28 protein-coding genes and 1 pseudogene are annotated in these 24,263 nt (G+C 72.5%); 19 read left to right on the forward strand and 10 right to left on the reverse strand.

The genetic code is table 11. The annotated features are described in order from the left end of the window. Window positions 1-103 precede the first annotated feature (103 nt). The gene (locus MKK55_RS15620) at window positions 104-2,122 is read left to right on the forward strand and encodes an acetyl/propionyl/methylcrotonyl-CoA carboxylase subunit alpha (protein WP_147726988.1); all 2,019 of its coding nucleotides are present in this window, start codon (window positions 104-106) and stop codon (window positions 2,120-2,122) included. A gap of 41 nt (window positions 2,123-2,163) precedes the next feature. Here the strand turns inward: MKK55_RS15620 and MKK55_RS15625 are convergent, their stop codons facing one another. Continuing rightward, entirely contained in the window at window positions 2,164-2,337 is a 174-nt protein-coding gene (locus tag MKK55_RS15625; protein WP_187276108.1) for a hypothetical protein, read from the reverse strand. Window positions 2,338-2,376: 39 nt separating this feature from the next. Between MKK55_RS15625 and MKK55_RS29055 the strand changes: the two genes are divergently transcribed. The 6 genes from MKK55_RS29055 (at window position 2,377) to MKK55_RS15650 (ending at window position 5,409) form a co-directional block, all read left to right on the forward strand. Then, entirely contained in the window at window positions 2,377-2,499 is a 123-nt protein-coding gene (locus MKK55_RS29055; protein ID WP_279596219.1) for a hypothetical protein, read from the forward strand. A 39-nt stretch (window positions 2,500-2,538) separates the two neighbouring features. Continuing rightward, window positions 2,539-2,970: a gamma-glutamylcyclotransferase family protein gene (locus tag MKK55_RS15630; protein WP_147726990.1), complete on the forward strand. Its 432-nt coding sequence runs from the start codon at window positions 2,539-2,541 to the stop codon at window positions 2,968-2,970. A 131-nt stretch (window positions 2,971-3,101) separates the two neighbouring features. Continuing rightward, a complete protein-coding gene (locus tag MKK55_RS15635) occupies window positions 3,102-3,908 on the forward strand; it encodes a formate/nitrite transporter family protein (protein WP_243936078.1) in 807 nt (268 codons plus the stop codon). 52 nt (window positions 3,909-3,960) lie between these two features. Next, the gene (locus MKK55_RS15640; protein WP_243936080.1) at window positions 3,961-4,242 is read left to right on the forward strand and encodes an acylphosphatase; all 282 of its coding nucleotides are present in this window, start codon (window positions 3,961-3,963) and stop codon (window positions 4,240-4,242) included. A gap of 130 nt (window positions 4,243-4,372) precedes the next feature. Then, entirely contained in the window at window positions 4,373-5,131 is a 759-nt protein-coding gene (locus MKK55_RS15645) for a DUF599 domain-containing protein (protein WP_147726993.1), read from the forward strand. Window positions 5,132-5,178: 47 nt separating this feature from the next. Then, window positions 5,179-5,409 carry a DUF3253 domain-containing protein gene (locus MKK55_RS15650; RefSeq protein WP_147726996.1) on the forward strand — a complete coding sequence of 77 codons (231 nt, stop codon included), beginning with the start codon at window positions 5,179-5,181 and terminating at the stop codon, window positions 5,407-5,409. On the opposite strand, the gene MKK55_RS15655 is transcribed toward MKK55_RS15650, so the two are convergent. From MKK55_RS15655 to epmA, 5 genes are all read right to left on the reverse strand, one after another. Continuing rightward, window positions 5,382-6,206, reverse strand: a complete 825-nt coding sequence (locus MKK55_RS15655; protein WP_243936082.1) for a YdcF family protein — start codon at window positions 6,204-6,206, stop codon at window positions 5,382-5,384. The two genes, MKK55_RS15650 and MKK55_RS15655, sit on opposite strands and share 28 nt — an antisense overlap. 27 nt (window positions 6,207-6,233) lie before the next feature. Then, complete coding sequence (locus MKK55_RS15660) at window positions 6,234-6,878, reverse strand: dimethylmenaquinone methyltransferase (RefSeq protein WP_243936084.1); 645 nt, start codon at window positions 6,876-6,878, stop codon at window positions 6,234-6,236. A gap of 119 nt (window positions 6,879-6,997) precedes the next feature. Beyond that, window positions 6,998-7,618, reverse strand: a complete 621-nt coding sequence (locus MKK55_RS15665; protein WP_243936085.1) for a glutathione S-transferase family protein — start codon at window positions 7,616-7,618, stop codon at window positions 6,998-7,000. Between the two features lie 4 nt (window positions 7,619-7,622). Further along, entirely contained in the window at window positions 7,623-8,693 is a 1,071-nt protein-coding gene (locus MKK55_RS15670) for a lysine-2,3-aminomutase-like protein (RefSeq protein WP_243936087.1), read from the reverse strand. Continuing rightward, on the reverse strand, window positions 8,690-9,745 hold the full coding sequence (gene epmA / locus MKK55_RS15675; protein ID WP_243936089.1) for an EF-P lysine aminoacylase EpmA: 1,056 nt from the start codon (window positions 9,743-9,745) through the stop codon (window positions 8,690-8,692). Before epmA ends, MKK55_RS15670 begins: the two co-directional genes overlap by 4 nt. A gap of 202 nt (window positions 9,746-9,947) precedes the next feature. Between epmA and efp the strand changes: the two genes are divergently transcribed. Beyond that, the gene (gene efp / locus MKK55_RS15680; RefSeq protein WP_147728635.1) at window positions 9,948-10,514 is read left to right on the forward strand and encodes an elongation factor P; all 567 of its coding nucleotides are present in this window, start codon (window positions 9,948-9,950) and stop codon (window positions 10,512-10,514) included. A gap of 19 nt (window positions 10,515-10,533) precedes the next feature. Here efp and MKK55_RS15685 read toward each other — a convergent pair whose 3' ends face one another. After that, window positions 10,534-11,544, reverse strand: a complete 1,011-nt coding sequence (locus MKK55_RS15685) for a DUF1624 domain-containing protein (protein WP_243936091.1) — start codon at window positions 11,542-11,544, stop codon at window positions 10,534-10,536. A gap of 379 nt (window positions 11,545-11,923) precedes the next feature. Here MKK55_RS15685 and MKK55_RS15690 point away from each other — a divergent pair, with 379 nt between their 5' ends. The 8 genes from MKK55_RS15690 (at window position 11,924) to MKK55_RS15725 (ending at window position 17,432) form a co-directional block, all read left to right on the forward strand. Then, a complete protein-coding gene (locus MKK55_RS15690) occupies window positions 11,924-12,532 on the forward strand; it encodes a cold-shock protein (RefSeq protein WP_147728637.1) in 609 nt (202 codons plus the stop codon). Beyond that, a complete protein-coding gene (locus tag MKK55_RS15695; RefSeq protein ID WP_409566070.1) occupies window positions 12,532-13,041 on the forward strand; it encodes a DUF192 domain-containing protein in 510 nt (169 codons plus the stop codon). Before MKK55_RS15690 ends, MKK55_RS15695 begins: the two co-directional genes overlap by 1 nt. A 150-nt stretch (window positions 13,042-13,191) precedes the next feature. Continuing rightward, window positions 13,192-13,605: a hypothetical protein gene (locus MKK55_RS15700; RefSeq protein WP_147843686.1), complete on the forward strand. Its 414-nt coding sequence runs from the start codon at window positions 13,192-13,194 to the stop codon at window positions 13,603-13,605. A gap of 81 nt (window positions 13,606-13,686) precedes the next feature. Further along, window positions 13,687-14,568 (forward strand): dienelactone hydrolase family protein, encoded by an 882-nt coding sequence (locus tag MKK55_RS15705; protein WP_243936093.1) that lies wholly within the window; start codon window positions 13,687-13,689, stop codon window positions 14,566-14,568. 215 nt (window positions 14,569-14,783) lie between these two features. Next, window positions 14,784-15,242, forward strand: coding sequence for a response regulator (locus MKK55_RS15710; RefSeq protein ID WP_147729357.1), 459 nt, complete (start codon window positions 14,784-14,786; stop codon window positions 15,240-15,242). 131 nt (window positions 15,243-15,373) lie between these two features. After that, the gene (locus MKK55_RS15715; protein WP_243936095.1) at window positions 15,374-16,549 is read left to right on the forward strand and encodes a chlorophyllase/cutinase-like alpha/beta fold protein; all 1,176 of its coding nucleotides are present in this window, start codon (window positions 15,374-15,376) and stop codon (window positions 16,547-16,549) included. Window positions 16,550-16,577: 28 nt separating this feature from the next. Beyond that, window positions 16,578-17,174 carry a glutathione S-transferase gene (locus tag MKK55_RS15720; protein ID WP_243936096.1) on the forward strand — a complete coding sequence of 199 codons (597 nt, stop codon included), beginning with the start codon at window positions 16,578-16,580 and terminating at the stop codon, window positions 17,172-17,174. A 57-nt stretch (window positions 17,175-17,231) separates the two neighbouring features. Beyond that, window positions 17,232-17,432, forward strand: coding sequence for a hypothetical protein (locus tag MKK55_RS15725; RefSeq protein WP_147729517.1), 201 nt, complete (start codon window positions 17,232-17,234; stop codon window positions 17,430-17,432). A gap of 9 nt (window positions 17,433-17,441) precedes the next feature. Here the strand turns inward: MKK55_RS15725 and MKK55_RS15730 are convergent, their stop codons facing one another. From MKK55_RS15730 to MKK55_RS15740, 3 genes are read right to left on the reverse strand one after another with little or no spacing between them, the layout of a single operon-like run. Further along, window positions 17,442-18,302: a formyltransferase family protein gene (locus MKK55_RS15730; protein WP_243936098.1), complete on the reverse strand. Its 861-nt coding sequence runs from the start codon at window positions 18,300-18,302 to the stop codon at window positions 17,442-17,444. Then, entirely contained in the window at window positions 18,302-19,069 is a 768-nt protein-coding gene (locus MKK55_RS15735) for an SDR family oxidoreductase (RefSeq protein ID WP_147858995.1), read from the reverse strand. Before MKK55_RS15735 ends, MKK55_RS15730 begins: the two co-directional genes overlap by 1 nt. Window positions 19,070-19,102: 33 nt before the next feature. After that, window positions 19,103-20,410 (reverse strand): capsule biosynthesis protein, encoded by a 1,308-nt coding sequence (locus MKK55_RS15740; protein ID WP_243936100.1) that lies wholly within the window; start codon window positions 20,408-20,410, stop codon window positions 19,103-19,105. A gap of 406 nt (window positions 20,411-20,816) precedes the next feature. On the opposite strand from MKK55_RS15740, the gene MKK55_RS15745 reads away from it, so the two are divergent. The 3 genes and pseudogenes from MKK55_RS15745 to MKK55_RS15755 all read left to right on the forward strand — a co-directional run. Continuing rightward, window positions 20,817-22,337 carry a capsular biosynthesis protein gene (locus MKK55_RS15745; protein WP_243936108.1) on the forward strand — a complete coding sequence of 507 codons (1,521 nt, stop codon included), beginning with the start codon at window positions 20,817-20,819 and terminating at the stop codon, window positions 22,335-22,337. 10 nt (window positions 22,338-22,347) lie between these two features. Beyond that, window positions 22,348-23,844: an LTA synthase family protein gene (locus MKK55_RS15750; protein ID WP_243936110.1), complete on the forward strand. Its 1,497-nt coding sequence runs from the start codon at window positions 22,348-22,350 to the stop codon at window positions 23,842-23,844. A gap of 215 nt (window positions 23,845-24,059) precedes the next feature. Continuing rightward, window positions 24,060-24,263 (forward strand): annotated as a pseudogene (locus tag MKK55_RS15755) (sugar transporter); the annotation flags it as partial.

Genomic DNA, 24,263 nt, shown 5'->3' on the forward strand with positions numbered 1-24,263 from the left:
CGGCACAGCTTCCGTCGCCTGCGGATCTGCTTTATCGGGAACGCTCTATCCGGCTCACGCCAAGCCGCTTCCTGAAGACGACCAGACCCGAGCGCGATAAAAGATGTTCGACAAGATCCTGATCGCAAACCGGGGCGAGATCGCCTGCCGCGTCATCAAGACGGCGCGGCGCATGGGCATCAAGACCGTGGCGGTCTACTCGGACGCCGACCGCGACGCGGTCCACGTGGCGATGGCCGACGAGGCCGTCCACATCGGCCCGGCGGCGGCGGCGCAATCGTACCTCGTCATCGAGAAGATCATCGACGCCTGCAAGCAGACCGGGGCGCAGGCGGTGCATCCGGGCTACGGCTTCCTGTCCGAGCGCGAGGCCTTCGCCAACGCGCTCGCCGAGGCCGGCATCGTCTTCATCGGCCCGAACGCCGGCGCCATCGCCGCGATGGGCGACAAGATCGAATCCAAGAAGGCGGCGGCCGCCGCCAACGTCTCGACGGTGCCGGGCTTCCTCGGCGTGATCGAGAGCCCCGAGCACGCCGTCGAGATCGCCGACGGCATCGGCTACCCGGTGATGATCAAGGCGTCCGCCGGCGGCGGCGGCAAGGGCATGCGCATCGCCTACGCCTCGGGCGAGGTCGCGGAGGGCTTCGCCCGCGCGAAGTCCGAGGCCGCCTCGTCCTTCGGCGACGACCGGGTGTTCATCGAGAAGTTCATCACCGATCCGCGCCACATCGAGATCCAGGTGATCGGCGACAAGCACGGCAACGTGGTCTACCTCGGCGAGCGCGAGTGCTCGATTCAGCGCCGCAACCAGAAGGTCATCGAGGAGGCACCCTCGCCCCTCCTCGACGAGGCCACCCGCCGGAAGATGGGCGAGCAGGCGGTCGCCCTGGCGAAGGCCGTGGACTACGATTCCGCCGGCACGGTCGAGTTCGTCGCCGGCCAGGACAAGTCGTTCTACTTCCTGGAGATGAACACCCGCCTCCAGGTCGAGCATCCGGTCACCGAGATGATCACCGGCGTCGACCTCGTCGAGCTGATGATCCGGGTGGCGGCCGGCGAGACGCTGCCGCTCACGCAGGATCGGGTGACGCTCGACGGCTGGGCGGTGGAGAGCCGCGTCTACGCCGAGGATCCGACCCGCAACTTCCTGCCCTCGATCGGCCGGCTCACCACCTACCGGCCGCCGGAGGAAGGCACGTTCGGCACCGGCAAGGTCCGCAACGACACCGGCGTGGAGGAGGGCGGCGAGATCGCGATCCACTACGATCCAATGATCGCCAAGCTCGTCACCTGGGCGCCGACCCGCGCCGAGGCGATCGAGCTCCAGGCCGAGGCGCTCGACGCCTTCGCCATCGACGGCATCCGCCACAACATCCCGTTCCTCGCCGCCCTGATGGCGCATCCGCGCTGGCGCGAGGGGGCGCTGTCCACCGGCTTCATCGCCGAGGAGTTCCCGGAAGGGTTCTCCGCGCCCGAGCCGAAGGGCGCGGTGGCGCAGCGGATGATGGCGGCCGCGGCCGCCATCGACCACAAGCTCAACGCGCGCAAGCGCGGCATCTCCGGCCAGATGCGCGACCCCGCGCTGCTGCACTTCGAGCGCGACCGGGTGGTGATGCTGGCCGGCGAGGCCTTCCCCGTCACCGTCGATCCGCACGAGGATGCGCTGGCGCAGAACTGCCTCGTCGTCACCGAGGCCGACGGCACCGCCCACGTCGTCGAGAGCGACTGGCGCCCGGGCGAGCCGGTCTGGACCGGCACGATCGGCGCGCAGCGCGTCGCGATCCAGGTGCGCGGGCTGCTCAACGGCGTCGCGCTCCAGCATGCGGGCGCCGCGGCCGAGGCCCGCGTCTACACTCGCCGCGAGGCCGAGCTCGCCGCGCTGATGCCGGTGAAGGAGGATGCCGGCTCCGGCAAGCAGGTGCTCTGCCCGATGCCCGGCCTGGTGAAGCAGATCCTGGTCACCGAAGGCCAGGAGGTGAAGAACGGCGAGGCCATCGCCATCGTCGAGGCGATGAAGATGGAGAACGTGCTCCGCGCCGAGCGCGACGCCACGGTGGCGAAGGTCTACGCCAAGGAGGGCGAGAGCCTCGCCGTCGATGCGGTGATCCTGGAATTCGCCTGACTCGCGTCAGCGTCCTGAGACCCGGCGGCGATGAGCCTCGTTCACAACGAGCAGACGAAACTGCTTGCGACCGGGCTCAACACGATCGCCGCGTTCATCATCATCGGGGTGGTGACGCCGGTGACGGCCGTGAGCTTCGGGATCGCGAACGCCCCCAAACCGACCGCCGTGGCCGTGTTCTTCGCCGGGGTCTGGCTTTGCACCGGGTTCGGCATACATTGGATCGCAAGGCGCGTCCTGCGGAGCCTCAAACCATGAACTCCGGTGAGATCTTCGTCATCTTCGTCATTCCGGCCATCATGCTGACCGTGGCCTATCTCGCCATGCGCGCCAATGAATGGGCGATCCGCCGCGACGATCGGAAGTCCGGCGAGTAACCGGGGGTTCCCCGACCCGACCGGTTCGCACCGAAATCCATGCCTCTCTACTTCGCCTACGGCGCCAACATGGATGCCGCCGCCATGGCCTCCCGCTGCCCGGCTTCGCGGCTGATCGGGCAGGGCCGGCTGCACCGCCACCGCTTCATCGTCATGCGCGAGGGCTACGCCTCGGTGGTGCGCGACGGGCGCCACACGGTCTGGGGCGTGCTGTGGGAGCTGGCCCTCGCCGACGTCCCCGCCCTCGACCGCTACGAGGGCGTTGCCGGCGGCCTCTACGTGAAGGCCTCGCAGCCGGTCGCGACCGCGGGCGGCGTCAAGCGCGCGCTGATCTATCTCGGCCGCTCCACCGCCTGCGGCGTGCCGAAGCCCGGCTATCTCGAGGCCGTGCTCGCGGCGGGCGAGGCGGCGCAGCTGCCGCCCCCCTACCTGCGCGAGGTGCGCGGCTGGCGTCGCGGAGCGCCGACCTAGGTGCGACGCAGATGCCGCGGCTTCAACGTCCGGTTTGGCCCTGACCTTGCCTGCTCCCGGATCGCAGAACATCGAACACCGGGAGCCTTCCGCCAATGGACTTCGTTAAACCTACGGACATGGCCGCGACCATGAGCGATTCGGGCGTCATGCGCGCCGAGCTGTCGATCCGCGACATGCTCGTGCGCGGCATGATGGCGGGCGCGCTGCTCGGCATCGCCACCAGCCTCGCCCTCACCGGGGCGGTGCAGACTGGCGTGCCCTTCGTCGGCGCCATCGTCTTTCCCGTTGGCTTCGTGATGATCGTGTGCCTCGGGCTCGAGCTCTGCACCGGGAACTTCGGCATCCTGACGCTGTCCTGGATGGAGAACCGGATCGGGTTCGCGCCGATGATGCGCAACTTCGCCTGGAGCTTCATCGGCAACCTGCTCGGCAGCGTGCTGTACGCGCTGCTCCTGGTGATCGCGCTGACCAATGCGTGGCACACGCCCGTCGCCGGCGTCGCGCAGAAGCTGGTCGAGATCGCCTCGGCTAAGACGATCGCCTACGAGAACCTCGGCACGGCCGGGATGCTGACCTGCTTCGTCAAGGCGATGCTGTGTAACTGGATGGTCTGCCTCGGCGTGACGATGTCGATGATGTCGACCTCGACCTACGGCAAGATCCTCGGCGCCTGGCTGCCGATCTTCCTGTTCTTCGCGCAGGGGTTCGAGCATGCGGTGGTGAACATGTTCGTCATCCCCGCCGGCATGATGCTCGGCGCGCCGGTCCATTTCAGCGAGTGGTGGCTGTGGAACCAGATCCCCGTCACGCTGGGCAACTTCGTCGGCGGGGTGCTGTTCATCTCGGTGGCCTGGTACCTGACCTACCGTCAGAGGACCGTCGATCCGGCCCGCGTCGAGGGCCGTCCGCAGGGCCGCGCCGCCATCGCCCGTTGAGAACGACCCGACGCGGCCGGACACCTCGGGCGTCCGGCCGCGTTGTGCCGTCATGAGCGAGATCACAAGCGTCGCCGTCGTCGTCGTCGGCCGGGTCCAGGGCGTCACCTATCGCGCCTGGACCCGGCGCGAGGCCGAGGCGCGCGGCCTGTCGGGGCACGTGAGCAACCGCGCGGACGGGGCGGTCGAGGCCGCGTTCACCGGGCCGGCCGACGCGGTCGAGGCGATGGTGCAGGCGTGCTGGGCCGGGCCGCCCGGCGCCCGCGTCGAGCGGGTCGAGGTGACGGCCGGCGAGCCGGCCGCCGGCGCCTCCGGGTTCGCGATCCGGCGGTGAGGGGACCCGCGCATGGACGGCCTGCTCCGGCGCGTCTCGACAGCGCGCGCCGCGCCGGGGTAGCCATCCCGCGGTCCCGATGCGCCCACGGCCGGCGCGGCGCGCGGGCCCGATGGGCACCCCGGGGACGATGACCGACCTCCCTTCCACCACGCTGCTCGCCGCCTACCTGCCCTCCGGGTTCTCGCCGATCGACCTCGGCGCGCTGATCTACTTCGTGCTGGCCTGGGTCGGCTACGGCCTCTCCGTCGGGCGCCTGCGCGGACGGATGGTGTCGCTGAGCCAGATCATGAACGCGCAGCGCGAGGAATGGGCGCGCCAGCTGATCGTGCGCGACAACCGCGTGGTCGACACCACGATCAACGCCTCGCTGCAGAACGGCACCGCCTTCTTCGCCTCGACGTCGCTGATCGCGCTCGGCGGCGTGCTCACCCTGTCGCGCTCCGGCGACGACGTGCTCAACCTGTTCGGCACGCTGCCCTTCGGCACGATCGCCACGCGCACGACCTGGGAGATCAAGGTCGCAGGGCTCGCGGTCGTGTTCGTCTATGCCTTCTTCAAGTTCGCCTGGGCCTACCGGCTGTTCAACTACAGCGCGATCCTGCTCGGGACCGTGCCGCCCAAGGGCTCGGGGGCGAGCGAGTCCGCGATGCTGCGCGCCGCGCGGCGCGTGGCGGCGATGAACACCGCGGCCGGGCTCCACTTCGCCCGCGGGCAGCGTGCGTTCTTCTTCGCGTTGGCGTATCTCGGGTGGTTCGTCAGCCCCTATTTCCTCGTCGCCTCGACGACGGCGGTCGTGTTCGTGATGTGGCGGCGCCAGTTCGTCTCCGAGATCCGCGCGATCCTGCTCGCCGACGGCGCCCCGCCCGCCGAAGGATCCACGCCGTGAGCGACGACCGCACCGGAACCCGCAGCGAAGACGCGATCGAGGAGACGATGCTGCGTCTCGTGGCCGAGCGCGGCCCCGGCAAGACCATCTGCCCTTCGGAGGTCGCACGCGCGCTGGCGGGGTCGGATCCGGACCAGTGGAGCCCCCTGATGCAGCCGGTGCGCCGCATCGCCGTGCGCCTGACCAAGGCCGGCCGCCTCGCCATCCTGCGGAAGGGCAAGCCCGCCGATCCGGACGATTTTCGCGGGATCTACCGGTTGTCGCTCCCCGAGGGCTGATCCGCCGGCCCCGGCAGCAGCGCGTCGGTGTAGCCGGCGAGCCGGTAGACCGCGAGGCCGATCCATTCCTTCACCGCTAGGTCGAGCACCAGCAGCCCCTCCGAGGCGAAGCTGCCGAAGCGCAGCGCGTCGCGCGGGCCGCGGGTGCGGTAGTCGACGGGGAAGGCGACGACGTGGAAGCCGGCCGCGCGGAAGCAGCCCATCGCCCGCGGCATGTGGAAGGCCGAGGTCACCAGCAGCCAGCGCTCGCCCGGCTTCGGCTGGGCCATCGCGGCGGAGAACAGCGCGTTCTCGCGGGTGTTGCGCGAGCGGTTCTCCAGGATCAGCCGGGTGCGCGGCAGGCCGAGGGTATCGGCGTCGCGGCTGACGATGTCGGCCTCGGCGATCGCCCCGTCGACGAGGCTGCCGCTGCCGCCGGAGAACATCAGCCGCGCCTGCGGGTAGCGCCGGGCGAGATCGGCCATGTAGATCGGCCGCTCGCCGGCATCGTTGACGACCACCTGCCCGCGGCCGGACGACAACCCGGCCTCGATCCCGCCGCCGAGCACGATGATGCCGTCGGGCGGGCGATCGTCGGCGTAGGCCGGGAAGCGCTGCTCCAGCGGCAGCACCGCCCAGGCCGAGAGCGGCGACAGGCCGCCTGCGAGCAGGCCGAGGAGGCCGAACGCGCTCAAAGCTCCGCCGAGGCGCCGCCGCGCGGTCGCGAGCGTCAGCGCGACGCCGACGAGCCCGACGAGGGCGAAGACGTTCGACGGGGTGATCAGGAAGAAGATCACCTTCGAGAGCGGGAAGAACATCGGCGCGGGTCCGGCGGGCGTCGGGCCTCAGGCCTTCGTCTCGGCCTCGTAGCGGGCCAGGGTTTCGGCGTCCGGCGGCAGCAGGGTGGCGAGGCTCGCGCCCTTCTCCGCCTCGCGGGTGAGCCAGAGATCGAGGCGCTGCTGCTCGACCGCCTCCAGCGCCACCGCCTCGGCGATGTCGGCCGGGATCACCACCACGCCGTCGGGGCCGCCGACCACGACGTCGCCGGGATGCACCGCGGCCCCGGCGCAGGCGATCGGCTCGCCGGAGCCCGCAAGCTGAAGCGTACCCTCGCCCGGCACGAACGCGGCGTCCCAGACGGCGAGGCCGCTCTCGGCTGCGAGGCAGCCGTCGGTGACGAGGCCGGCGACGCCGCGGGCGGAGAGCCGCGCGGCCAGGATCGCGCCGAAGGGGAGGGCGAGCCCGGAGCGGCCGGTATCGACCACGACGACGGCGCCCTCGGGCACCGCCTCGATCGCCTCCGCGAGCGAGCGCGCGACCTCGCCGCGCGCCGGGATCATCCGCAGCGTCACGGCCGGCCCGACGGCTCGGCCCGAACCGGCGATGCCGGAGAGCGCGCAGGCCGGGACGCCGCGGCGCGCCAGGGCGCGGGCGAGGCTCGCCACGGTGACCGCGGAGAGGGCGTCGCGCAGGGTCGGGTCGAGGGCCATCGGGGTGCGGTCTCCGGGCAGGCTGCCTGACGCCCAAGTGGGTCGCGCAGGGGCGGGGGCAAGGCGGGCAACGGTTGAGCAGGGCAGGGGCAAGGCCGATCGGCGAGGACGTGCGGGCGTCAGCTGATCGGCGCGGCGAAGATCCGGGCGGCGGCGGGCCGCTGCGCCAGCGCCGCGTACCAGCGCCGGATCTCGGGCCGCTCGACGCGCTCCGCCGGCAGGGCGAGCCAGCGGTGGGCGGCGCAGCCGAGCGCGATGTCGGCGATCGAGAAGCGCGTGCCGACGACGAAGGTTCGGTCGGCGAGGTGCCGGTCGAGGATCGCGGCGAGGGCCTCGGACCGTTCGAGCGAGGCGGCGATCAGCGTGTGGTCGCGCGCATCCGGCGCGGCGCGGTAGAGCTGCCAGAACGCGTCGCGCATCGACGGGGTGAAGCTCGTCGCCTGCCAGTCGAGCCATTGCTGCACCTGCGCCCGCTCGCGCCGGTCGTCGGGCAGGCGGAGCACGCCCTCCGCCCCGTCCGCGAGGTAGCGCAGGATCGCGTTCGACTCCCACAGGGCGAAGTCGTCCTCCTGCAGCACCGGCACCAGGCCGTTCGGGTTCATCGCCCGGTAGGCGGGGTCGGCGACGACGCCGTGCGCGCCGCCGGCCTCGACCCGCTCGTAGGCGAGGCCGGATTCGTCGAGCCCCCAGAGGGCCTTCTGCACGTTGACGGAGTTCGCCCGCCCCCAGAGCCTGCGCATCGGCTTATTCCTGCTCGCTCGCCTCGGGCCGATACGGCTCGGGCGGATAGGCATGCACGCCGCCGTTCGGATCGGTGATCCGGGTGCCGTCGCGATCCGCCGCGACGTAGCCCGGCCCGACCGGCACCTTGCCGTGGCCGCCGGGGATGTCGAGGACGTAGGTCGGCTGGGCCAGCCCCGAAAGCCGGCCGCGGAGCGTGCGCATCAGCGCCTGCCCGGCATCGAGCCCGGTGCGCAGGTGCGCCGTGCCCGGCGCGAGGTCGCCGTGATGCAGGTAGTACGGCTTGATCCGGTTCTCGACGAAGCTCCGCATCAGCGCCTCCATCACCGCCGCATCGTCGTTGACGCCGGCGAGCAGCACCGTCTGGCTCACCATCGGGATCCCGGCATCGACCAGCCGCGCGCAGGCGGCCCGCGCCTCGGCGCCGAACTCGCGGGCGTGGTTGGCGTGCAGGGCCACGAACACCGCCCGGCCGAAGCCTTTCAGCGCGGCGATCAGAGCGTCGGTCACCAGGGCGGGGCTCACCACCGGCACGCGGGTGTGGACCCGCAGGACCTTGACGTGGGGCACGCACTCGAGCCGCCGCGCGATATCGGCCAGCCTGCGCGGCGAGAGCGCGAACGGGTCGCCGCCGGTCAGCACCACCTCCCAGATCGCCGGGTCGGCGGCGATGTAGGCCAGCGCCGCATCGAGCTCGGCCTCGCTCAGCGTGCCGGCGCCTTCCGGCCCGACCACCTCGCGGCGGAAGCAGAAGCGGCAATAGACCGGGCAGACGTGGAGCGGCTTCAGCAGCACCCGGTCGGGATAGCGGTGGACGAGGCCGGGCATCTTCTCGTGGACGGCGTCGCCGATCGGGTCGGCGCGTTCCTCGGCCGCGGTGACGACTTCCTCCGCCCGCGGCACGAACTGGCGGGCGATCGGGTCATGCGGGTCGGCGGCGTCGATCAGCTCGGCCATGTCGGGGGTGATCGACACGGCGTAGCGCGCGGCCACCGCCCGCAGGGCCGGCAGGTCGGCCGCCGCCACGAGGCCCGCGGCGGCGAGCTCGTCCGGGCTGCGCAGCGGGCGGTTCATCGCGTTCCGCCCGCGACGGGGGTCCAGATCACGTCCTCGATATGCGGCGCGCCGGTCGCGAGCATCACCAGCCGGTCGAAGCCGAGCGCGCAGCCCGACGCCTCCGGCATCACCGCCAAGGCGTCGAGGAAGTCGTCGTCGATCGGATAGGTCTCGCCGTAGACGCGATGCTTCTCCGCCATCTCGCAGGCGAAGCGCCGGCCCTGCTCGGCGGCGTCGGTCAGCTCGCCGAAGGCGTTGGCGAGCTCGACGCCGCAGGCATAGAGCTCGAACCGCTCCGACACCCGCGGGTCGTCCGCGCTCGGGCGGGCGAGCGCCGCCTCGCTCACCGGGTACTCGCTCAGGATCGTCGGCCGCCCGTGCCCGAGATGCGGCTCGATCCGCGCCACCAGCACGCGGCTGAACAGGTCGGCCCAGGTGTCGTCGGCGGCCACCCGCAGGCCCGCCTGCGCAACCGCAGCGGCGAGCCCGTCGCGGTCGGTGGCGCCGTCCCGCGACAGGGTGGCGAGGAGGTCGATGCCGGCATGCCGGTCGAAGGCGTCGGCCAGCGTCAGCCGCTCCGGATCGGCGAAGGGATCGCAGGTCCGATCGCGATGGCGCAGCCGCGCCGTCGCCGCCGTCTCGGCGGCGAGCCGTAGCAGGTCGGCGCAATCGGCCATCAGCACGGCGTAGGGCTCGCCGGCGCGATACCATTCCAGCATCGTGAATTCGGGATGATGCAGCAACCCGCGCTCGCGGTTGCGGAAGACGTGGCCGAGGCTGAACAGCCGCGATTCGCCGGCCGCCAGCAGCTTCTTGCAGGCGAATTCCGGCGAGGTGTGGAGGTAGAGCGGCGCGCGTAGCCCGTCGCCGCCGATCGCCTCGGTGGCGAAGGCGGAGAGATGCGCCTCGTTGCCGGGCGAGACCTGGAGGCAGGCGGCCTCGACCTCGACGAAGTCGCGGGCCGCGAAGTGGCCGCGGAGCGCATGGGCGATGCGGTTGCGCAGGATCAGCAGCGGGCGCCGGTCGGCGTGCCGGTGCGGCGCCCACCACGGGGAGGGGGCCGCCGTCACCGGGCGGCCCTGCGATCGGCGGATCGGACGTTTCCGGCTTCGAACACGCGCGCTCCCGGCGGACCGATACTGGCGCGGCTGGCAACCGGGCCGCGGATAGGATAGTGCCGGAGCCCGATATCGCTCTCGAGGGATATGCCTCTCCCGCGGGGCACCGCGCTAGGCGCGCGAACCCCGCCTTGTCAACGCAGGACCTGACCCCGTGAAGGTGATCGCTTCTACCCTCCGCAAGGGCAACGTCGTCGATAAGGACGGCAAGCTCTACGTCATCCTGTTCGCGGAGAACATCCATCCCGGCAAGGGCACCCCCGTGACGCAGCTCGACATGCGCCGCATCACCGACGGGGTGAAGGTGTCGGAGCGCTACCGCACCACCGAGCAGGTCGAGCGCGCCTTCGTCGAGGACAAGGAGCACACCTTCCTCTACAGCGACTCGGAGGGGTTCCACTTCATGAACCCGGAGAGCTACGAGCAGATCCAGGTGCCGGCCGACGTGGTCGGCGACGCCGCCCCCTACCTGCAGGAGGGCATGGCGGTGATGGTCTCGCAGCACAACGGCGTGGCGCTGACGATCGAGCTGCCGCAGCGCGTCGTGCTCGAGGTCGCCGAGACCGAGCCGGCGATGAAGGGGCAGACCGCCTCGTCCTCCTACAAGCCGGCCACCCTGTCGAACGGCGTCCGCACCACCGTGCCGCCGCACATCGCCGCCGGCACCCGCATCGTGGTGATGACCGCCGACGGCGCCTACGTCGAGCGCGCCAAGGACTGAGGCATCCCGGAACGGGGGGCTACGGCGGCGGCGCCGTGCCCTCGGAGGCCTCGTAGCAGCGCTGCGACAGGCCCTGCGCCCGCATGCGCTCGGGCACGGTGAAGCGGCGGCCCTCCACCGACCACAGGCCCTCCCTGCGCAGGGCGTCGGCGGTGCAGCGCGCCGCGATCCGGCACGAGCCCGGCTCGCCCCCGGTGCGGGTGCAGGTCTCGACGTAGTCCGCCCGGAACTTCGCCAGCCCGGCGCGCGGATGCGGCCCGGTCAGCGCGACCAGGCCCGTCAGCGCCCCGAGCAGGAGCGGCTGGTGCACGAGGTAGATCGCCAGGCTGTGGCGGCCGGCGAAGGTCGCGGCCCGTGCGCCTCGGCTCCGCGGCTGCCAGAGACCCGCCCGCGAGCGCGCGAACCAGGGCAGGGCGATCCGGCCGAGGGCGACCCCGAGCAGCACGATCCCGAACCACGGGAACAGCGGCACGTAGTCGTTGGTCTGCGGCGTCAGCCGGCCGAGGCCGAGGAAGAACAGCGCGGGCGCATCGAGCAGCGGATGCGCCACGAGGTGCGGCAGCGCCACGACCAGGGCGCCGGCCAGCGCCGTCACCACCGCCGGCACGAACAGGAACGGCAGCGCCAGCACGCTCGACACCGCGATGCAGTGCAGGATGCCGAAGAAGATGAAGCTGTCCGGGAAGGCGTAGAACGTCGCCAGGGTGATCAGCGCCGCCGCCCCGCCGACCCGCAGCAGCCGCAGGGCGGTCGGCCGCAGCCGCACGCCGCGGCCGTTCATCAGCACCAGACCGACCCCGACCAGGACCAAGAACGTTCCGGCGATGACGTGCGCCGCGACCCGCCCCGCGGGCGACAGCGCGACGTTCTCGGGCGTGAGGCGGAGGTACCCGAGGTCCCAGGTCAGGTGATAGGCGGCCATCGCCGCGAGCGCGGCGGCACGCCCCGCATCGATCGCCGGGATCCGGCGGGACGCGACGGTAGGCGCTTCCGGCGCGTTCGTCGGGGCGAATGTGGGATCGGGTGGCATGGCCGGCCCCCTAAGCACCATTCGCCGCGCGCGGCCATGGGCGGCTCCGAAGATTCGTGCGGCGGACGGCGCGTCGACGGCGCTCCCGCCACCTGCTGCGCCGCAGCAACAGTCACGAGAAAGTGACCGAACTCGGTTGTTTCCGCCGGGAGCGTTCCGATGGGGTCGGCCGGCGCAAAAGCGTGAGTCCGGACACGGACTTGGGCCTGCTCTATGCTCGCCGAACCGGCACGGATCGCTGCGGAAGCGTGCCGATCGGGCCGGCCATTGCCGTCGGACCGTCCAGGCCTGCCGGGCAAAGAGGCTTTCGCCGCTTCAAGACTTCGTTAATCCTGGCCGGGAAACGCACGTCGCGATTCGGTGTAGGTTGCTTATCGACATGTCTGACGGGTTCGGATCAGGGCCGGCGAGCTCACGGGCAACGGACGGCGCGGGCATCGGCGCCTCATCGCAGGCCGACGTCGAGGAGCCGCTCGACCTCGTCGAGGTGTCGGGCCGGATCAAGTGGTTCGACGTCGCCAAGGGGTTCGGCTTCATCGTCCCCGACGACGGCATGCCCGACGTGCTGCTCCACGTGACCTGCCTGCGCCGCGACGGCCACCAGAACGCCAGCGAGGGCGCCCGCATCGTGGTCGAGGCGACCGAGCGCGCCCGCGGCTGGCAGGCCTTCCGGGTCCTGTCGCTCGACCAATCCTCGGCCACGCACCCGTCCGAGCTGCCGCTGCCGCGCACCCATGTCAGCGTGACGCCGACGAGCGGGCTCGAGACCGCCGTGGTGAAGTGGTTCAACCGCCTGCGCGGCTTCGGCTTCCTGACGCGGGGCGACGGCACGCCGGACATCTTCGTGCACATGGAAACCCTGCGACGCTACGGTATCGCCGAATTGAAGCCCGGCGAGACGGTGCTCGTGCGATACGGCGACGGCTCCAAGGGCGTGATGGCCGCCGAGGTCCGGCTGCCCGACGGAGCCGTTCCGTCCTCGCATTGATGGTGTTGCGCTTGTCTCGCGTCCGAAACCTTCTCGCCGGCGGCCTGGCCCTCGGCCTCCTCGGCATGGGCGCCCTGCCGTCGGCGCTCGCTCCCGCCTCGGCCCAGGAGGCGCGACAGGCCAGGAGCCAGACGGAGCCGCTGAGCATCCGCTCCAAGGACGGCACCCACCGCTTCGACGTCGAGGTGATGCGCGACGATGCCGGCCGCACCCGCGGGTTGATGTTCCGCCGCACGATGGCGCCGAACCACGGCATGCTGTTCGACTTCGAGCGGTCCGAACCGGTCGCGATGTGGATGAAGAACACCTACCTGCCGCTCGACATGCTGTTCATCCGCGCCGACGGCACCATCGCCCGGGTCGCTGCCGACACCGAGCCGCTGTCGACCGCCATCATCGCATCGCCGGAGCCGGTGCTCTCGGTGCTGGAGCTGAATGCCGGCATCGCCGCCAAGCTCGGGATCAAGGCCGGCGACCGCGTCGAGCACTCGCTGTTCCAGGCACGCTGACCCGTAGCGCCGTCGCGCCGGGAAAATATGAACACATCGAGAACATCGCGCTTGACGCCCGTTCCGTTGCGGATCACTGTTCCTCGTATGTTCCAAGCGGAACAGGCGCGCGATCGTCGCGCCTCTTCCGCGAAGGTGGCGAGGATCCCGATGATCGACGCAACTATCGCCTCTTGCGCAAAGGCCGTCCTGTTCCGCAACGCCGACTGGACCCTGTCGGGCGAGGGCCTGGAACACCGCACGACCGGCTACTTCATCGGTCGCGACGTGCTCGCCGCCCGCCGCGCCGAGGGCCTGTGGGACTGGCCGCTGCAGATGGCCGAGAAGAGCTGGTGCCGGCCGAGCCTGTTCCGCGAGGCGTTCCTGACTGCGCTCGACGCGTTCGGCATCGCGCGCGATGCCGGCCTGAGCCAGGCCTTCGCTCTCGGCTTCGGCTTCCGCGCCGGGCAGGCGCCGCAGGCCGACGGGTTCGTCGCGCTCGCCGACCTGCTGCGGCCGCAGCCCGCGCCGCGGCCCGTCCCGGTGCCGGCGCGCCGGCCGGCACGGGTCTCCGCCGGCGCCTGAGCGTCCCGCCCGGGCGGCTCCGCACGGTTGACCCGGGCCCGGCGGCGTGGTGCGCTGGCCGGAGGGTTCGAGGAGCACGGCATGACGCACGACAACGAAGGCGGCGGCGAGGGCCTCGATGGATTGATCGTCCCGCCGCTGTCGCGGCGGGGCTTCGTGATGACGAGCCTGATCAGCGGCTTCACCCTCGCGGTGACGCCGGTGGAGGCGCAGGTCATCCACACCGACGACACCGGGATCGAGGCCGGCGAGGTGCGGATCCCGGCGGCCGACGGGCCGATGCCGGGCTATCGCGCGGTTCCCGAGGGGGCCGGGCCGTTTCCGCTGGTGCTGGTGATCGAGGAGATCTTCGGCGTCCACGAATACATCAAGGACATCTGCCGTCGCCTGGCCAAGGCCGGCTACTGCGCCGTTGCGCCGGAGCTCTACGCCCGGCAGGGCGACCTGTCGCAGATGACCGACCCCAAGCTGATCATCCGCGACGTGATCTCGAAGACGCCGGACGCGCAGTGGATCGGTGACCTCGACGCCACCGTCGCCTGGGCGACCTCCGCCGCCAAGGGCGATCCGGCGCGCCTCGGGGTGATGGGCTGGTGCCGCGGCGGCCGTGCCGCCTGGCTCTACGACGCCCACCGCCGTGACCTGAAGGCGGCGGTCGCCTGGTACGGCCCGCTCGGCGGCGACGCGACCGACATCCAGCCGCGCAGCGCCGGATCGGTCGCCGGCCAGCTCAACGCACCGCTGCTCGGCCTCTACGGCGGCGCCGACACCGGCATCCCGGTCGCGACCGCCGAGGCCGCCCGCGACGCGGCGAAGGCCGCCGGCAAGCCGGTGGAGCTGGTCGTCTACCCGGACGCCCCGCACGGCTTCCATGCCGATTACCGGCCGAGCTACCGCAAGGAGGCGGCCGAGGACGGCTGGCGCCGCGCCCTCGCATTCCTGAAGGCGAACGGCGTCGGCTAGGTCGCGCCGACGCGCCGCGACCAGCGGTCACGGCGGGGCGGGCACGCTCCTTCAGGGTTGTGTGCCCTATCCGACACGGCGGGGACGACCGGTTTATGCCAGGATGGGGCCGGGCGGCGCGTGCACGCACGGGTCGACCCCCGTTCGCATCGACGATGGCGATGAACGACCGATCCGAGGGGCCGACCATCCGGCCCGCTTAGAGTGTCCCGGCTATGACCGACGTGAACCCGCCCGGACAGAAGCCCGTCATCCTCGTGGTGGAGGATCAGCCGGACGAGCGCTTCCTCGCCGCGACCCTCCTGGAGGAAACCGGCTTCACCGTGATCGAGGCGGAGACCGCGGAGCGGGCGCTCGCCATCCTCAACGATCGCGGCGACGAGGTCAGCGTGGTCTTCTCGGACGTGCGAACGCCGGGACCGATCGGCGGTTTCGAGCTGGCGCGGATCATCGGCGTCACGTGGCCGCGGGTGCGCGTGCTCCTCACCTCGGGCGATGCCGGCGACCAGCCGAGCGACCTGCGCGTCTCGGCGACCTTCATCCCGAAGCCGTGGCGGGCCGAGGACATCCTGGCCTGGGTCGAGCAGGCGGCCGGGCGCCCGGCCGGATCGTCGACGGGGCCGTCGGTGATCGGCCCCGGCGGCAAGCTGGTCCCGCACGCCCTCGAACCCTGAGGCTTCGCCGTGCGAACCCCGCCCCGGTGCAGGGCCTGCCGCGAGGCGGCCGGCGCATCACCCCGGGGGCCGAATCTGCTATGCCGGCCCGCGAGCGGTCCGCCCCCCTTCTCGAAGCGATCGAGCCGTCCATGTTCCTGAAAGACCATCGCGGCCCGTTGGCCGCGGGCCTGTTCGGCCTCCTCGTCTCGGTGCTGCCCGCCGCGGCCGCGGCGCCGCCGGCCCAGCCGAACGACGGGCCGGGCGGCGTCGGCGACCGCAAGCTCACCATCGTCAAGCGCGCGGTCGGGCGCACCGGCGCCGCGACCTTCGTGTTCCACGCCGCCGGCGCGGCCCCCGCCGAGGGGCGCCCGGTCGCGGTGCTCCTGCACGGCTGGGGCGCCACCAACCCGCAGAGCTACGGCGCCTGGATCGACCATCTCGCCCGCAACGGCTGGCTCGTCCTGTTCCCGCGCTTCCAGGACGTGAACCGGACCCGGCCCGTCGATGCGGTCGCCAACGCGGAGGGCGCGCTCAAGACCGCCTTCGAGGCGCTGACCGCCGACGCGGAGGGCAAGCCCGACCTGGGGAAGGTCGCGCTGATCGGCCACCTCGCGGGCGTCCCGCTCGCCATGGACATCGCGGCCGACGCGAAGGCGCAGGACCTGCCCGTGCCGAAGCTGGTGTTCGGGGTGATGCCGGGCGGCATCGCCAGCGGGCCGAAGTCGCGCGGCATCGTGCTCGGCGATCTCGCGAAGATCGCGCCGCAGACGCTGCTGATCGCCATGATCGGCGATCGCGACGCCCGCGCGGCCGACCTGGCCGCCCGCCGGCTGCTGCGCGAGGCGAGCGCCGTGCCGACGGAGCGCAAGCTGTTCATGCGCGCGCTTTCCGACGACCACGGCTTCCCGGCGCTCACCGCGACGCTTGCGGCGCCGGCCGGGCTCGATGCCGCGTTCGACGGCGCGGCGATCAAGCTGCCGGCCGACCCGAAGGACACCAAGCCGCCACCGTTCAAGTGGTCGGCCGACATGTCGCTCTCCGGCGAGCAGCAGACGCTGGTGGCGCAGATCAACAACGCCCGCGCCGACACCCTCGACTACCTCGCGTTCTGGAAGACCTTCGACCTCGCGGCGACCGCGGCCTTCGCCGGTCAGGACGCCACCGGCCTGAAGACCAATCCGCGCTTCGGCGACATGGAGCGCTGGGCCGACGGCTGGCCGGTGAAGCGCCTCTTCGTCGAGACGCCGCGCGCGAGCCCGCCCGCCGCCGTCACGCCGGCGGCGACGGCCGGCACCGTCCCGGCCAAACCCGCCGCCCGGCGCTGATCGCGCCGCCCACGCCGACGAGACCCCGATGAAGCTGTTCCATTCCCCGACCTCGCCCTTCGTCCGCAAGGTGATGGTGGCCGCCCACGAGCTCGGCTTGGCCGAGCGCATCGAGACGCTGCCGAGCGCCGTCCACCCGGTGACCCGGGACGGGCGCGTGCTGAGCGTGCATCCGCTGGCGCAGGTCCCGACCCTGATCCTCGACGACGGCGCGGCGATCGCCGACAGCCGGGTGATCTGCGAGTACCTCGATGCGCTCGCCGGCGGCCACCTGTTCCCGGCGCCGGGCGCAGCGCGCTGGGCCGCGCTGAACCTGCAATCGACCGCCGACGCGGTGCTCGATGCCGCCCTGCTGATCCGCTACGAGCTGACCGCGCGACCCGAATCCGAGCGCTCGCAGGCGTGGATCGACGGGCAGACCGCCAAGATCGTCAGCGCCCTCGACTGGTTCGAGACGCAGGCGCCGTCGCTCGCGGGCGTCGACATCGGCACCATCGCGCTCGCCTGCGCCCTCGGCTACCTCGACCTGCGCTTCGTTGAGCTCGGCTGGCGCGCGAGCCGACCGGGCCTGGCCGCCTGGTTCTCGACCTTCGGCGAGCGGGCGTCGATGCGGGCGACGGCCTGACGCGACCGGCGCGGTTCTTGCGGCGGCCGGCATCGTCCGAGAGTGGGATGCCGAGCCATGCCCGATTTCGTCGCCGCGCTGCTTGCCGCCGCCGCCTTCTGCCTCGTCCTCATGGCCCTGAACGCGCTCACGCGCGGGCTGGTCCACTGGCACCTGGCGCCGTCCGACCTCGCCGAGAACGGCTTCCTGCAGCTCGGAGGCGCCGTGGTTCTGGCCCGCGTCGCCTACCGGCGCGCTCCGGTCCGCCGCATCACCTAGGCCGCCGTATCAAGCGCCGCGCGCCGACAGGCTCAGGGCTTCGCGCAGGTCGCCGACATCGGTGAGATAGCGGCCCCGGCGGCGCATCGCCTTGAGGAAGCCGGCATCCGGGAACGGGCAATAGGGCAGCACCGGCACGGTGCGGCCTTCCGGCACCGCGCCGTCGCGGGCGATATCGGCCAGCACCGCATCGAGCAGGTTCCGGCCGTGCTCGTGCAGCAGTACGGCGGCGCGGGTCGCGGTCACGTCCGCGGGCAGCGCGACCGGCGCCTGCTCGAGGATCGCGCCGGCATCGATCGCCACGGCGAGCCGGTGGACCGTCACGCCGAAGGCGTCCGGCCCCTCGGCCAGCGCATGGATCGTCGGCACCGGCCCGCGATGGCGCGGCAGCAGGCCGGGATGGACGTTGAGGCCGCCGAGCCGCGCCCGCGCGATCGTCTCGCCCGCGAGGATCTGGTCGAAGTGAAAGGTGACGATCAGGTCCGGCGCGTGCCGGCGCAGGAGATCGGCGACGTCGGCACCGTTGACGTCGTCGACCGTCAGCGTCGGGATGCCGTGCTGCCGGCACAGGGTCGCGAGCGGCGTCGCCTCGGGCGAGCCGGTGGTGCCGGCGATGCGCTGGGTCAGCGGCGCGACCGGGCGGAGCAGGTCGGGCAGGCCGAAATTCACCGCGAGGTAGGGCAGGAAGGCCGGCCCGGAGCGGGCAAGATGGCGCCGGACCTGCCCGACGAGGCCGCCGGTCGAGGGCCGCTCGGCGTTCGACAGGCCGACGAAGGCGATCTCCGCGGCGTGGTCGGCCACGAACCGGCGCACGGCGCGCGCGTTCGGCAGCGCCTCGAGGGCGAAGAGCGCGATGCTGGGCTTGGGCATCAGCGGCGCGGCCGCAGCTGGAAGCGGAAGGCGCGCATGGCGGCGGTGCGCAGGAATTCCGGTGCGACGAGGCCGGCCCGGGCGAGGTGGAAGAGCACGCTCGGGAAGGTAACGATCTCCCGGTTGCGCACCAGCCCGCGGGCGATGCGCTCGGCGGCCTGGTCGGCGCTCATCTCGAGCGGCCGCCAGCCCTTGAGCTGGCCGCCCATCGGCGTCTTCACGTAGCCCGGCATCACCACGTTGACCCGCACGCCCCTCGGCGCGAGCTTGGCGCGCAGGGCCTGCCCGTGCGCGACCAGCGCCGCCTTGGTGCCGCTGTAGGATGGGGCGTCGGCGAGCGGCGCGTAGGCGGCGAGCGAGGAGATCAGGGCGATCTGCCCGCGCCCCCGGGCCGCCATGGCGGTGACGCAGGGCAGCACGACGTTGAGGCAGCCGACGAGGTTGATGTCGAGGGTCTCGAAGGCGACGTCCTCGCTCTCGACCTCGCCGGTCGGATGGCCGCCGTTGACGCCGGCATTGGCGATCACGAGGTCGATCGGGTCATCCCCGTCGAGGGTCCTGATCCAGGCGCGGACCGCCTCGCGGTCGCGCAGGTCCAGGGGCACGACCGTCGCCTCGGCGCCGCGGGCGCGGCACGCGGCGGCCACCGTTTCGAGGCGGCCGCGGTCGCGGGCGTTGAGGGTCAGGCGGTTTCCGGGCAGGGCATAGCGGCGGGCGAGCGCCGCGCCGATGCCGCTCGACGCGCCGGTGATCAGGATGTGGGGCATGATCCGGGTGCTACCGCGCGCCGGTCGGCCGAATCAATACACCTCGGCGAGACGGCCGGCATCGGCCTCGCCCTCGCGGATCGTCCGGGCGGCCGCGACCCGGGCGTCGGGGAGCGCTGCCTCCATCCGCGGGACCGTCGCGGCGACGGCGCGGGCGATGGCGGCCTTGGAGAAGTAGCCGCCGTTCACCTGCGTCCGGTGCAGCACCACGCGGCGGAAATCCGACATCAGGCCGAGATCCGGAGCGGTCGGTGCGGTCCAGAACCCGTCGATGTCGCCCTGATGGGTGAGGCCGGGCATGTTGTAGATCGCGGTGCCGAGCGCCATCGTCGGCCGGCCCATCTCCAGCGAGAGCATGCCGACGGTGCTGTTGACGATCACCACGCCGCGGGCACCGGCGATCAGGCTGGGCAGCTCGCCGCCGTCGATGAAGTCGAGGCGCTCGCTCACCCCGTGGCGGCGGGCCGAGGCGCGGGCGAACTTGCGCCAGTTAATCAGGCCGGCATCGAGGGGGTGGAGCTTCACCAGCAGCCGGGTCGGCGCCTGCGAGGCCTCTGCGAAGGACTTGATCACCCGGTCCATGAAGCCCTCGACCCCGAGGAAGGGGGAGTGCACGCGGATCTGGTAGTCGCTGTCGAGCTGGAGCGGCAGCAGGAAGTAGTCGCAGCCGACCGCGTTGTAGATCTCGTTGCAGCGGGCGGCCTCGCGCCTGGTCCGGCCGCGGTGGGAGAACTTCTTGATCCAGCCGGCATATTCCATCGCGATATGCGTCGGGCGGTGGCTGCGGAAGCGCGGGTAGAGGTAGGGGAAGCAGACGTTGGCGACGTTGTAGCCGACGTCCCAGATGCTGCGCAGGGCCATGTCGCCGGTCGAGGGCATCGCGCGGCCGGGCTGCGGCAGGCGGCGCGCCAGCGCCCGGACGCCCTCGGCGGTCTTCGGCAGGGTCGAGTACCCGTTCACGCCGCCGAGCTCGCAGGTGATCCAGTTCGGGCGGATGTAGCCCTCCTCGAACACGTGAACGCGCAGGCCGCGGGCGACCGCGACGGCGCGCGCGACGACGTGATAGGGGCGGCAATCGCCGAACAGGACGATGTCGGTCACGCCGTAGGTGGCGACGTAGGCGTCGAGCCAGCGCTCCCAGCCGGGCCGGGTGCCGCGGTAATGGTCCGCGTCGCCGCGCCAGAACAGCCAGTCGCCGGGACAGAAGTTGATCCGCCGCACCCGATGCCCGCGGGCGGCCAGGGCGCCGCCGAGATCGGAGAAGAAGGTCGAGGCGAGGCCCTGGAGGAAGAGGAACGTCGCCGGGCTCGCATCGACGGAATCTGGGCGAGGCTGAAGCATTCCGGGGCGCTCTGTACCTTCAGCGGACGGGACGGGGCAGCCACCACGGGTCGCACGGCCGAGTCGGCCCGGCAATCCGGGGCCGTTCCGCCCCGCACGATTCCGCCGGGCCGTGGCCGTCCCGCAACGCCGTCGCGGCCGGCCCCGAACGGGTAACGAGCTAGGAGCCAATCGCGGCGGCGATATGTCCGGGGGGTGTCCGTTCATGTCCCGCTCATCCGCCCGCCCCAGGAAGCATTCGCCTGCCGCGGATGAATTGGGCTAAAGCCCGCGGGTCCGGGCAGGAACGCGTCGAGGCCGGCGCGACCCGTCGCTCGGCCCTCACGATGGGTCGCGGGATCCCGGCAGGCGATGCCGGGCGCCGCCGCGCGACCCGCCCGGCCCGGAGCCCTCGACCGAAATGGTGATGCGCCCGATCCTTCCCGACACGCTGTTTCCCGTCGGCCGCACGATCCGGCTGCTGCGCGCCGAGATCGAGGCCGCCACCGGCAGCCGCTTCGGCGCGCCCGGCCTTCGCGGCCGCGCCGTCGTCTGGCGCGACGGGCCGGCCGCCCGGCTGCTGCGGCTCGCCGGCCGTCCCCCGCTCGTCGTGGCGCCCGGGCCGCTGCTCAGCCCTTATGACAGCGCCGAGACCGGGTTCTCGAGCCTGATCCTGACCTTGGCCGGCGAGCCGGTCGGAGGGCGCGAGACGCCGGGCCTGCACCATTTCGACCCCTGGACGCGGGCGCCGATCGACCGCGCGGCCTGCGCCGAGCGCGTCGCCTGGCTCCGGGCGCGGTTTTCCGAGAACGCGCGGCGCGTCGTCTACGTCGGCATCTCGCGCTGGAAGCGGCCGGCGCTCGACGCCTTCGCCGTCGGCCCGAAGGGTACGCCGATCCACACCATGACCGTCGCCGACGCGGTCGCCGCCGCGAAGCGCCACGACGGGCAGGTGCTCGCCTGGGCGACGCGCGCGCCGGAGGCCCTGGAGGCGGCCTGCGCGGAGGCCGGCCTGCCGCTGGCGCGGGTCGAGGACGGCTTCCTGCGCTCGGTCGGCCTCGGGGCGAGCCTGCAGCCCGGCGCCTCGATCGTGGTCGACGATCGCGGCATCTACTACGATCCGCGGCGCGAGAGCCGTCTCTCGCGGATCCTGGCCGAAGCCGAATTTTCCGACGCCCTGGTCGCCCGGGCGAAGTCCTTGCGCGAGACGATCGTCGCGCGGCGCCTGAGCAAGTACAATGTCGGCCTCACGGTCGCCGCAGGCGCTTGGCCGGCGGACCGGCGGATCGTGCTGGTGCCGGGCCAGGTCGAGGACGACGCCTCGGTCCGCTACGGCTCGCCGAACGTGCGCTCGAACCGGGCGCTGCTGCAGGCGGCGCGGGCGCGCAACCGGGACGCCTTCCTGCTCTACAAGCCGCATCCCGACGTGGAGGCCGGGTTCCGCCCCGGCGCGATCCCCGAAGCCGAGGCCCTGGGGCTCGCCGACCGGATCGTCTCGGGCCTGAGCATCGTCGACCTGCTCGACCGGGTGCACCACGTCGAGACGATGACCTCGCTCGCCGGCTTCGAGGCGCTGATCCGGGGCCTGAGCGTCGCGACGCACGGGCGGCCGTTCTATGCCGGCTGGGGCCTCACCGAGGATCTCGCGCCCGGCGCCGACCGCGGCCGGACGCTCGCCCTCGACCAGCTCGTCGCCGGCGCGCTGATCCTGTATCCGCGCTACCTCGATCCGGTGGCGATGAAGCCGTGCGGCCCCGAGCAGCTGCTCGACCGCCTCAGCGCCGCCCGCGCCGCAGCGCCCCCGAGCGCCCTCGCGCTCGGCCGGCTCGCCGGCTTCGGCATGCGGGCGCGCTACCGCCTGCTGAACCCGATCGTGCGGGCCCTGCGCGTCCGGCGCGGCGTCGCGTCCGGCGACAAGCCCGTCACCCGGAAGCCCGGGCAAGGTTGAGCCGAGCACGATGTCCTTCCTCCTCGCGACGGTGGTCGCCTTCGTCCTCTGCCTCGCGATCGAGTTCCGCTTCGGCGACGTGCCGGGGCGCGCGAGCCGCAGGCCCGGCGACCTCGCCATCCGGCTCGGCGCCTACGGGCTGATCCTGCTGTTCTGGTTCGTGTTCTCGTGGCGCCCGTGGCTCGCCGCGTCGAGCTGCGTGCTCACCGTCGCGATCCTCCACCTCGTCAGCCACTTGAAACGCGCGGTGATCGGCGAGCCGCTGGTGTTCAGCGACTTCGCGCTGCTGCCGCAGGTGCCGCGCCATCCGCAGCTCTACTACGTGCCGCCGGTCACCAGCCCGCGGATCGCCGTGCCGCTCCTGCTCGGGCTGGCCGGCATCGCGCTGTGGTACCGGATCGAGCCGAGCCTGCTGCCCGCCTCCGCCGGCGGGGCCCTGGCCGCCGTCCTGGGCCTGCCGCTCGGCCTCGCCGCCCTGCTCGTCGCCGCCGATCGCGGGCCGTTCGCCGGCCGGGTCGCCCGGCGGTTCCCGCAGCCGGAGCTCGAAGCCGACCTCGCCCGCTACGGCCTGCCCGCTTGCCTGATCGCCTACGCGCTGCGGTGGCGGAGCGAGCGCGGCGGCCCCGCGACCGTCGCAGCGCCCGCGATCGCGCAGCCGCCGGGCGACGACGTCGTGGTGGTGATCCAGCTCGAATCCTTCCTCGACCCCGAACGGCTCGGCGGACCGCACCTGCCGCTGATGGACCTGATCCGGGCGCGCGCCAGCGAGCACGGCCGCCTGCGGGTGCCGGCGCACGGCGCCTACACCATGCGGACCGAGCACGCCGTGCTCACCGGGCGCGGCGCGTGCGATCTCGGCTTCGGCGTGTTCGACCCCTATCTCGCCTCGCGCGGGAACGAGCCGGGCAGCCTCGCCCGGACGGCCCGGCGGAACGGCTACGCGACCACCTTCGTCCACCCGTTCCACCGCGACTTCTTCCAGCGCGCCCGCGTCATGGAGGCGTTCGGCTTCGACACCCTCGTGATGGAGGAGGCGTTCGGCGACGCGCCCCGCGTTGGACCCTATGTCGGCGATGCGGCCTTCGGCGAGCGCGTGCGCGCCGAGGTCGCGGCACGGCGCGGGCCGCTGTTCCTGTTCGGCGTCACCATGGAGAACCACGGCCCCTGGAAGCCGGGACGCCTGCCGGGGATCGACGACCCGGTCGCCCAGTACCTCCACCACGTCGCCGCCGCCGGGCGCATGGTCGAGGACCTCGTGGCCGCGCTCGCGGGCCTGAACGCGACGCTCTGCATCTACGGCGACCACGCGCCCGCCCTGCCGACCTGCCGGCCCGGCTTTGGCGACACCGCCACCGACTACGCGCTGTTCCGGTTCGGCCACGCCGACCCGGCCGCGCCGCGTCGGGTCGACCGCACCGCCGACGATCTCGGGCGCCGGCTGCGAGCCGCAATCGGCCGGGCCGCGACGTCGGCGGATGGGCCAAGCGTGGCCGTGCCACGGTCGTGACGCAATGCCGGGCGATGTCCGGCGCGCGTGCTCGAGCCGTCGTTAAAGCGATCGCAGGCTTTGGCGCGCAACGTCGAGGCTCCAGCCATGCGCGCGTCGTCCGCCGACACTTCGGCACGGACCTCGGTGGCGCGGGCTCGCGACGAAGACGACAGGGTCATACGGGTGTTGCGTGCCGGTCTCACGGAGACGGGCACGGCTCCGGGAGTTCGAAGATGGTTCGTTTCACGGCGCTGTTCGCGCTGACGGCCTGCCTCGTCGGCGGCTGCTCGGTTCTCCCGGCTTCGGGTCCGACGGCGCGTGCCGTGGAGGCGGGGGCGGAGCTGTCGACGCCGGAGGGGCTGCTGGCGCGCTACGAGCTGGTGGACGTGACCCCGGCGGTGATCGAGGCCCTGCGCGGGCGCCCGCTCGACAGCCTG

The sequence above is a fragment of the Methylobacterium sp. J-059 genome, from assembly GCF_022829485.1.
In the GTDB taxonomy this organism is placed as follows: domain Bacteria; phylum Pseudomonadota; class Alphaproteobacteria; order Rhizobiales; family Beijerinckiaceae; genus Methylobacterium.

Coding starts and splice junctions, on each gene's coding strand:
- MKK55_RS15620 (WP_147726988.1), top strand. CDS start 104: ATGTTCGACAAGATCCTGATCGCAAACCGGGGCGAGATCGCCTGCCGC.
- MKK55_RS15625 (WP_187276108.1), bottom strand. CDS start 2,337: ATGCCGAACCCGGTGCAAAGCCAGACCCCGGCGAAGAACACGGCCACG.
- MKK55_RS29055 (WP_279596219.1), top strand. CDS start 2,377: ATGAACTCCGGTGAGATCTTCGTCATCTTCGTCATTCCGGCCATCATG.
- MKK55_RS15630 (WP_147726990.1), top strand. CDS start 2,539: ATGCCTCTCTACTTCGCCTACGGCGCCAACATGGATGCCGCCGCCATG.
- MKK55_RS15635 (WP_243936078.1), top strand. CDS start 3,102: ATGAGCGATTCGGGCGTCATGCGCGCCGAGCTGTCGATCCGCGACATG.
- MKK55_RS15640 (WP_243936080.1), top strand. CDS start 3,961: ATGAGCGAGATCACAAGCGTCGCCGTCGTCGTCGTCGGCCGGGTCCAG.
- MKK55_RS15645 (WP_147726993.1), top strand. CDS start 4,373: ATGACCGACCTCCCTTCCACCACGCTGCTCGCCGCCTACCTGCCCTCC.
- MKK55_RS15650 (WP_147726996.1), top strand. CDS start 5,179: ATGCTGCGTCTCGTGGCCGAGCGCGGCCCCGGCAAGACCATCTGCCCT.
- MKK55_RS15655 (WP_243936082.1), bottom strand. CDS start 6,206: ATGTTCTTCCCGCTCTCGAAGGTGATCTTCTTCCTGATCACCCCGTCG.
- MKK55_RS15660 (WP_243936084.1), bottom strand. CDS start 6,878: ATGGCCCTCGACCCGACCCTGCGCGACGCCCTCTCCGCGGTCACCGTG.
- MKK55_RS15665 (WP_243936085.1), bottom strand. CDS start 7,618: ATGCGCAGGCTCTGGGGGCGGGCGAACTCCGTCAACGTGCAGAAGGCC.
- MKK55_RS15670 (WP_243936087.1), bottom strand. CDS start 8,693: ATGAACCGCCCGCTGCGCAGCCCGGACGAGCTCGCCGCCGCGGGCCTC.
- MKK55_RS15685 (WP_243936091.1), bottom strand. CDS start 11,544: ATGCCACCCGATCCCACATTCGCCCCGACGAACGCGCCGGAAGCGCCT.
- MKK55_RS15690 (WP_147728637.1), top strand. CDS start 11,924: ATGTCTGACGGGTTCGGATCAGGGCCGGCGAGCTCACGGGCAACGGAC.
- MKK55_RS15695 (WP_409566070.1), top strand. CDS start 12,532: ATGGTGTTGCGCTTGTCTCGCGTCCGAAACCTTCTCGCCGGCGGCCTG.
- MKK55_RS15700 (WP_147843686.1), top strand. CDS start 13,192: ATGATCGACGCAACTATCGCCTCTTGCGCAAAGGCCGTCCTGTTCCGC.
- MKK55_RS15705 (WP_243936093.1), top strand. CDS start 13,687: ATGACGCACGACAACGAAGGCGGCGGCGAGGGCCTCGATGGATTGATC.
- MKK55_RS15710 (WP_147729357.1), top strand. CDS start 14,784: ATGACCGACGTGAACCCGCCCGGACAGAAGCCCGTCATCCTCGTGGTG.
- MKK55_RS15715 (WP_243936095.1), top strand. CDS start 15,374: ATGTTCCTGAAAGACCATCGCGGCCCGTTGGCCGCGGGCCTGTTCGGC.
- MKK55_RS15720 (WP_243936096.1), top strand. CDS start 16,578: ATGAAGCTGTTCCATTCCCCGACCTCGCCCTTCGTCCGCAAGGTGATG.
- MKK55_RS15725 (WP_147729517.1), top strand. CDS start 17,232: ATGCCCGATTTCGTCGCCGCGCTGCTTGCCGCCGCCGCCTTCTGCCTC.
- MKK55_RS15730 (WP_243936098.1), bottom strand. CDS start 18,302: ATGCCCAAGCCCAGCATCGCGCTCTTCGCCCTCGAGGCGCTGCCGAAC.
- MKK55_RS15735 (WP_147858995.1), bottom strand. CDS start 19,069: ATGCCCCACATCCTGATCACCGGCGCGTCGAGCGGCATCGGCGCGGCG.
- MKK55_RS15740 (WP_243936100.1), bottom strand. CDS start 20,410: ATGCTTCAGCCTCGCCCAGATTCCGTCGATGCGAGCCCGGCGACGTTC.
- MKK55_RS15745 (WP_243936108.1), top strand. CDS start 20,817: ATGCGCCCGATCCTTCCCGACACGCTGTTTCCCGTCGGCCGCACGATC.
- MKK55_RS15750 (WP_243936110.1), top strand. CDS start 22,348: ATGTCCTTCCTCCTCGCGACGGTGGTCGCCTTCGTCCTCTGCCTCGCG.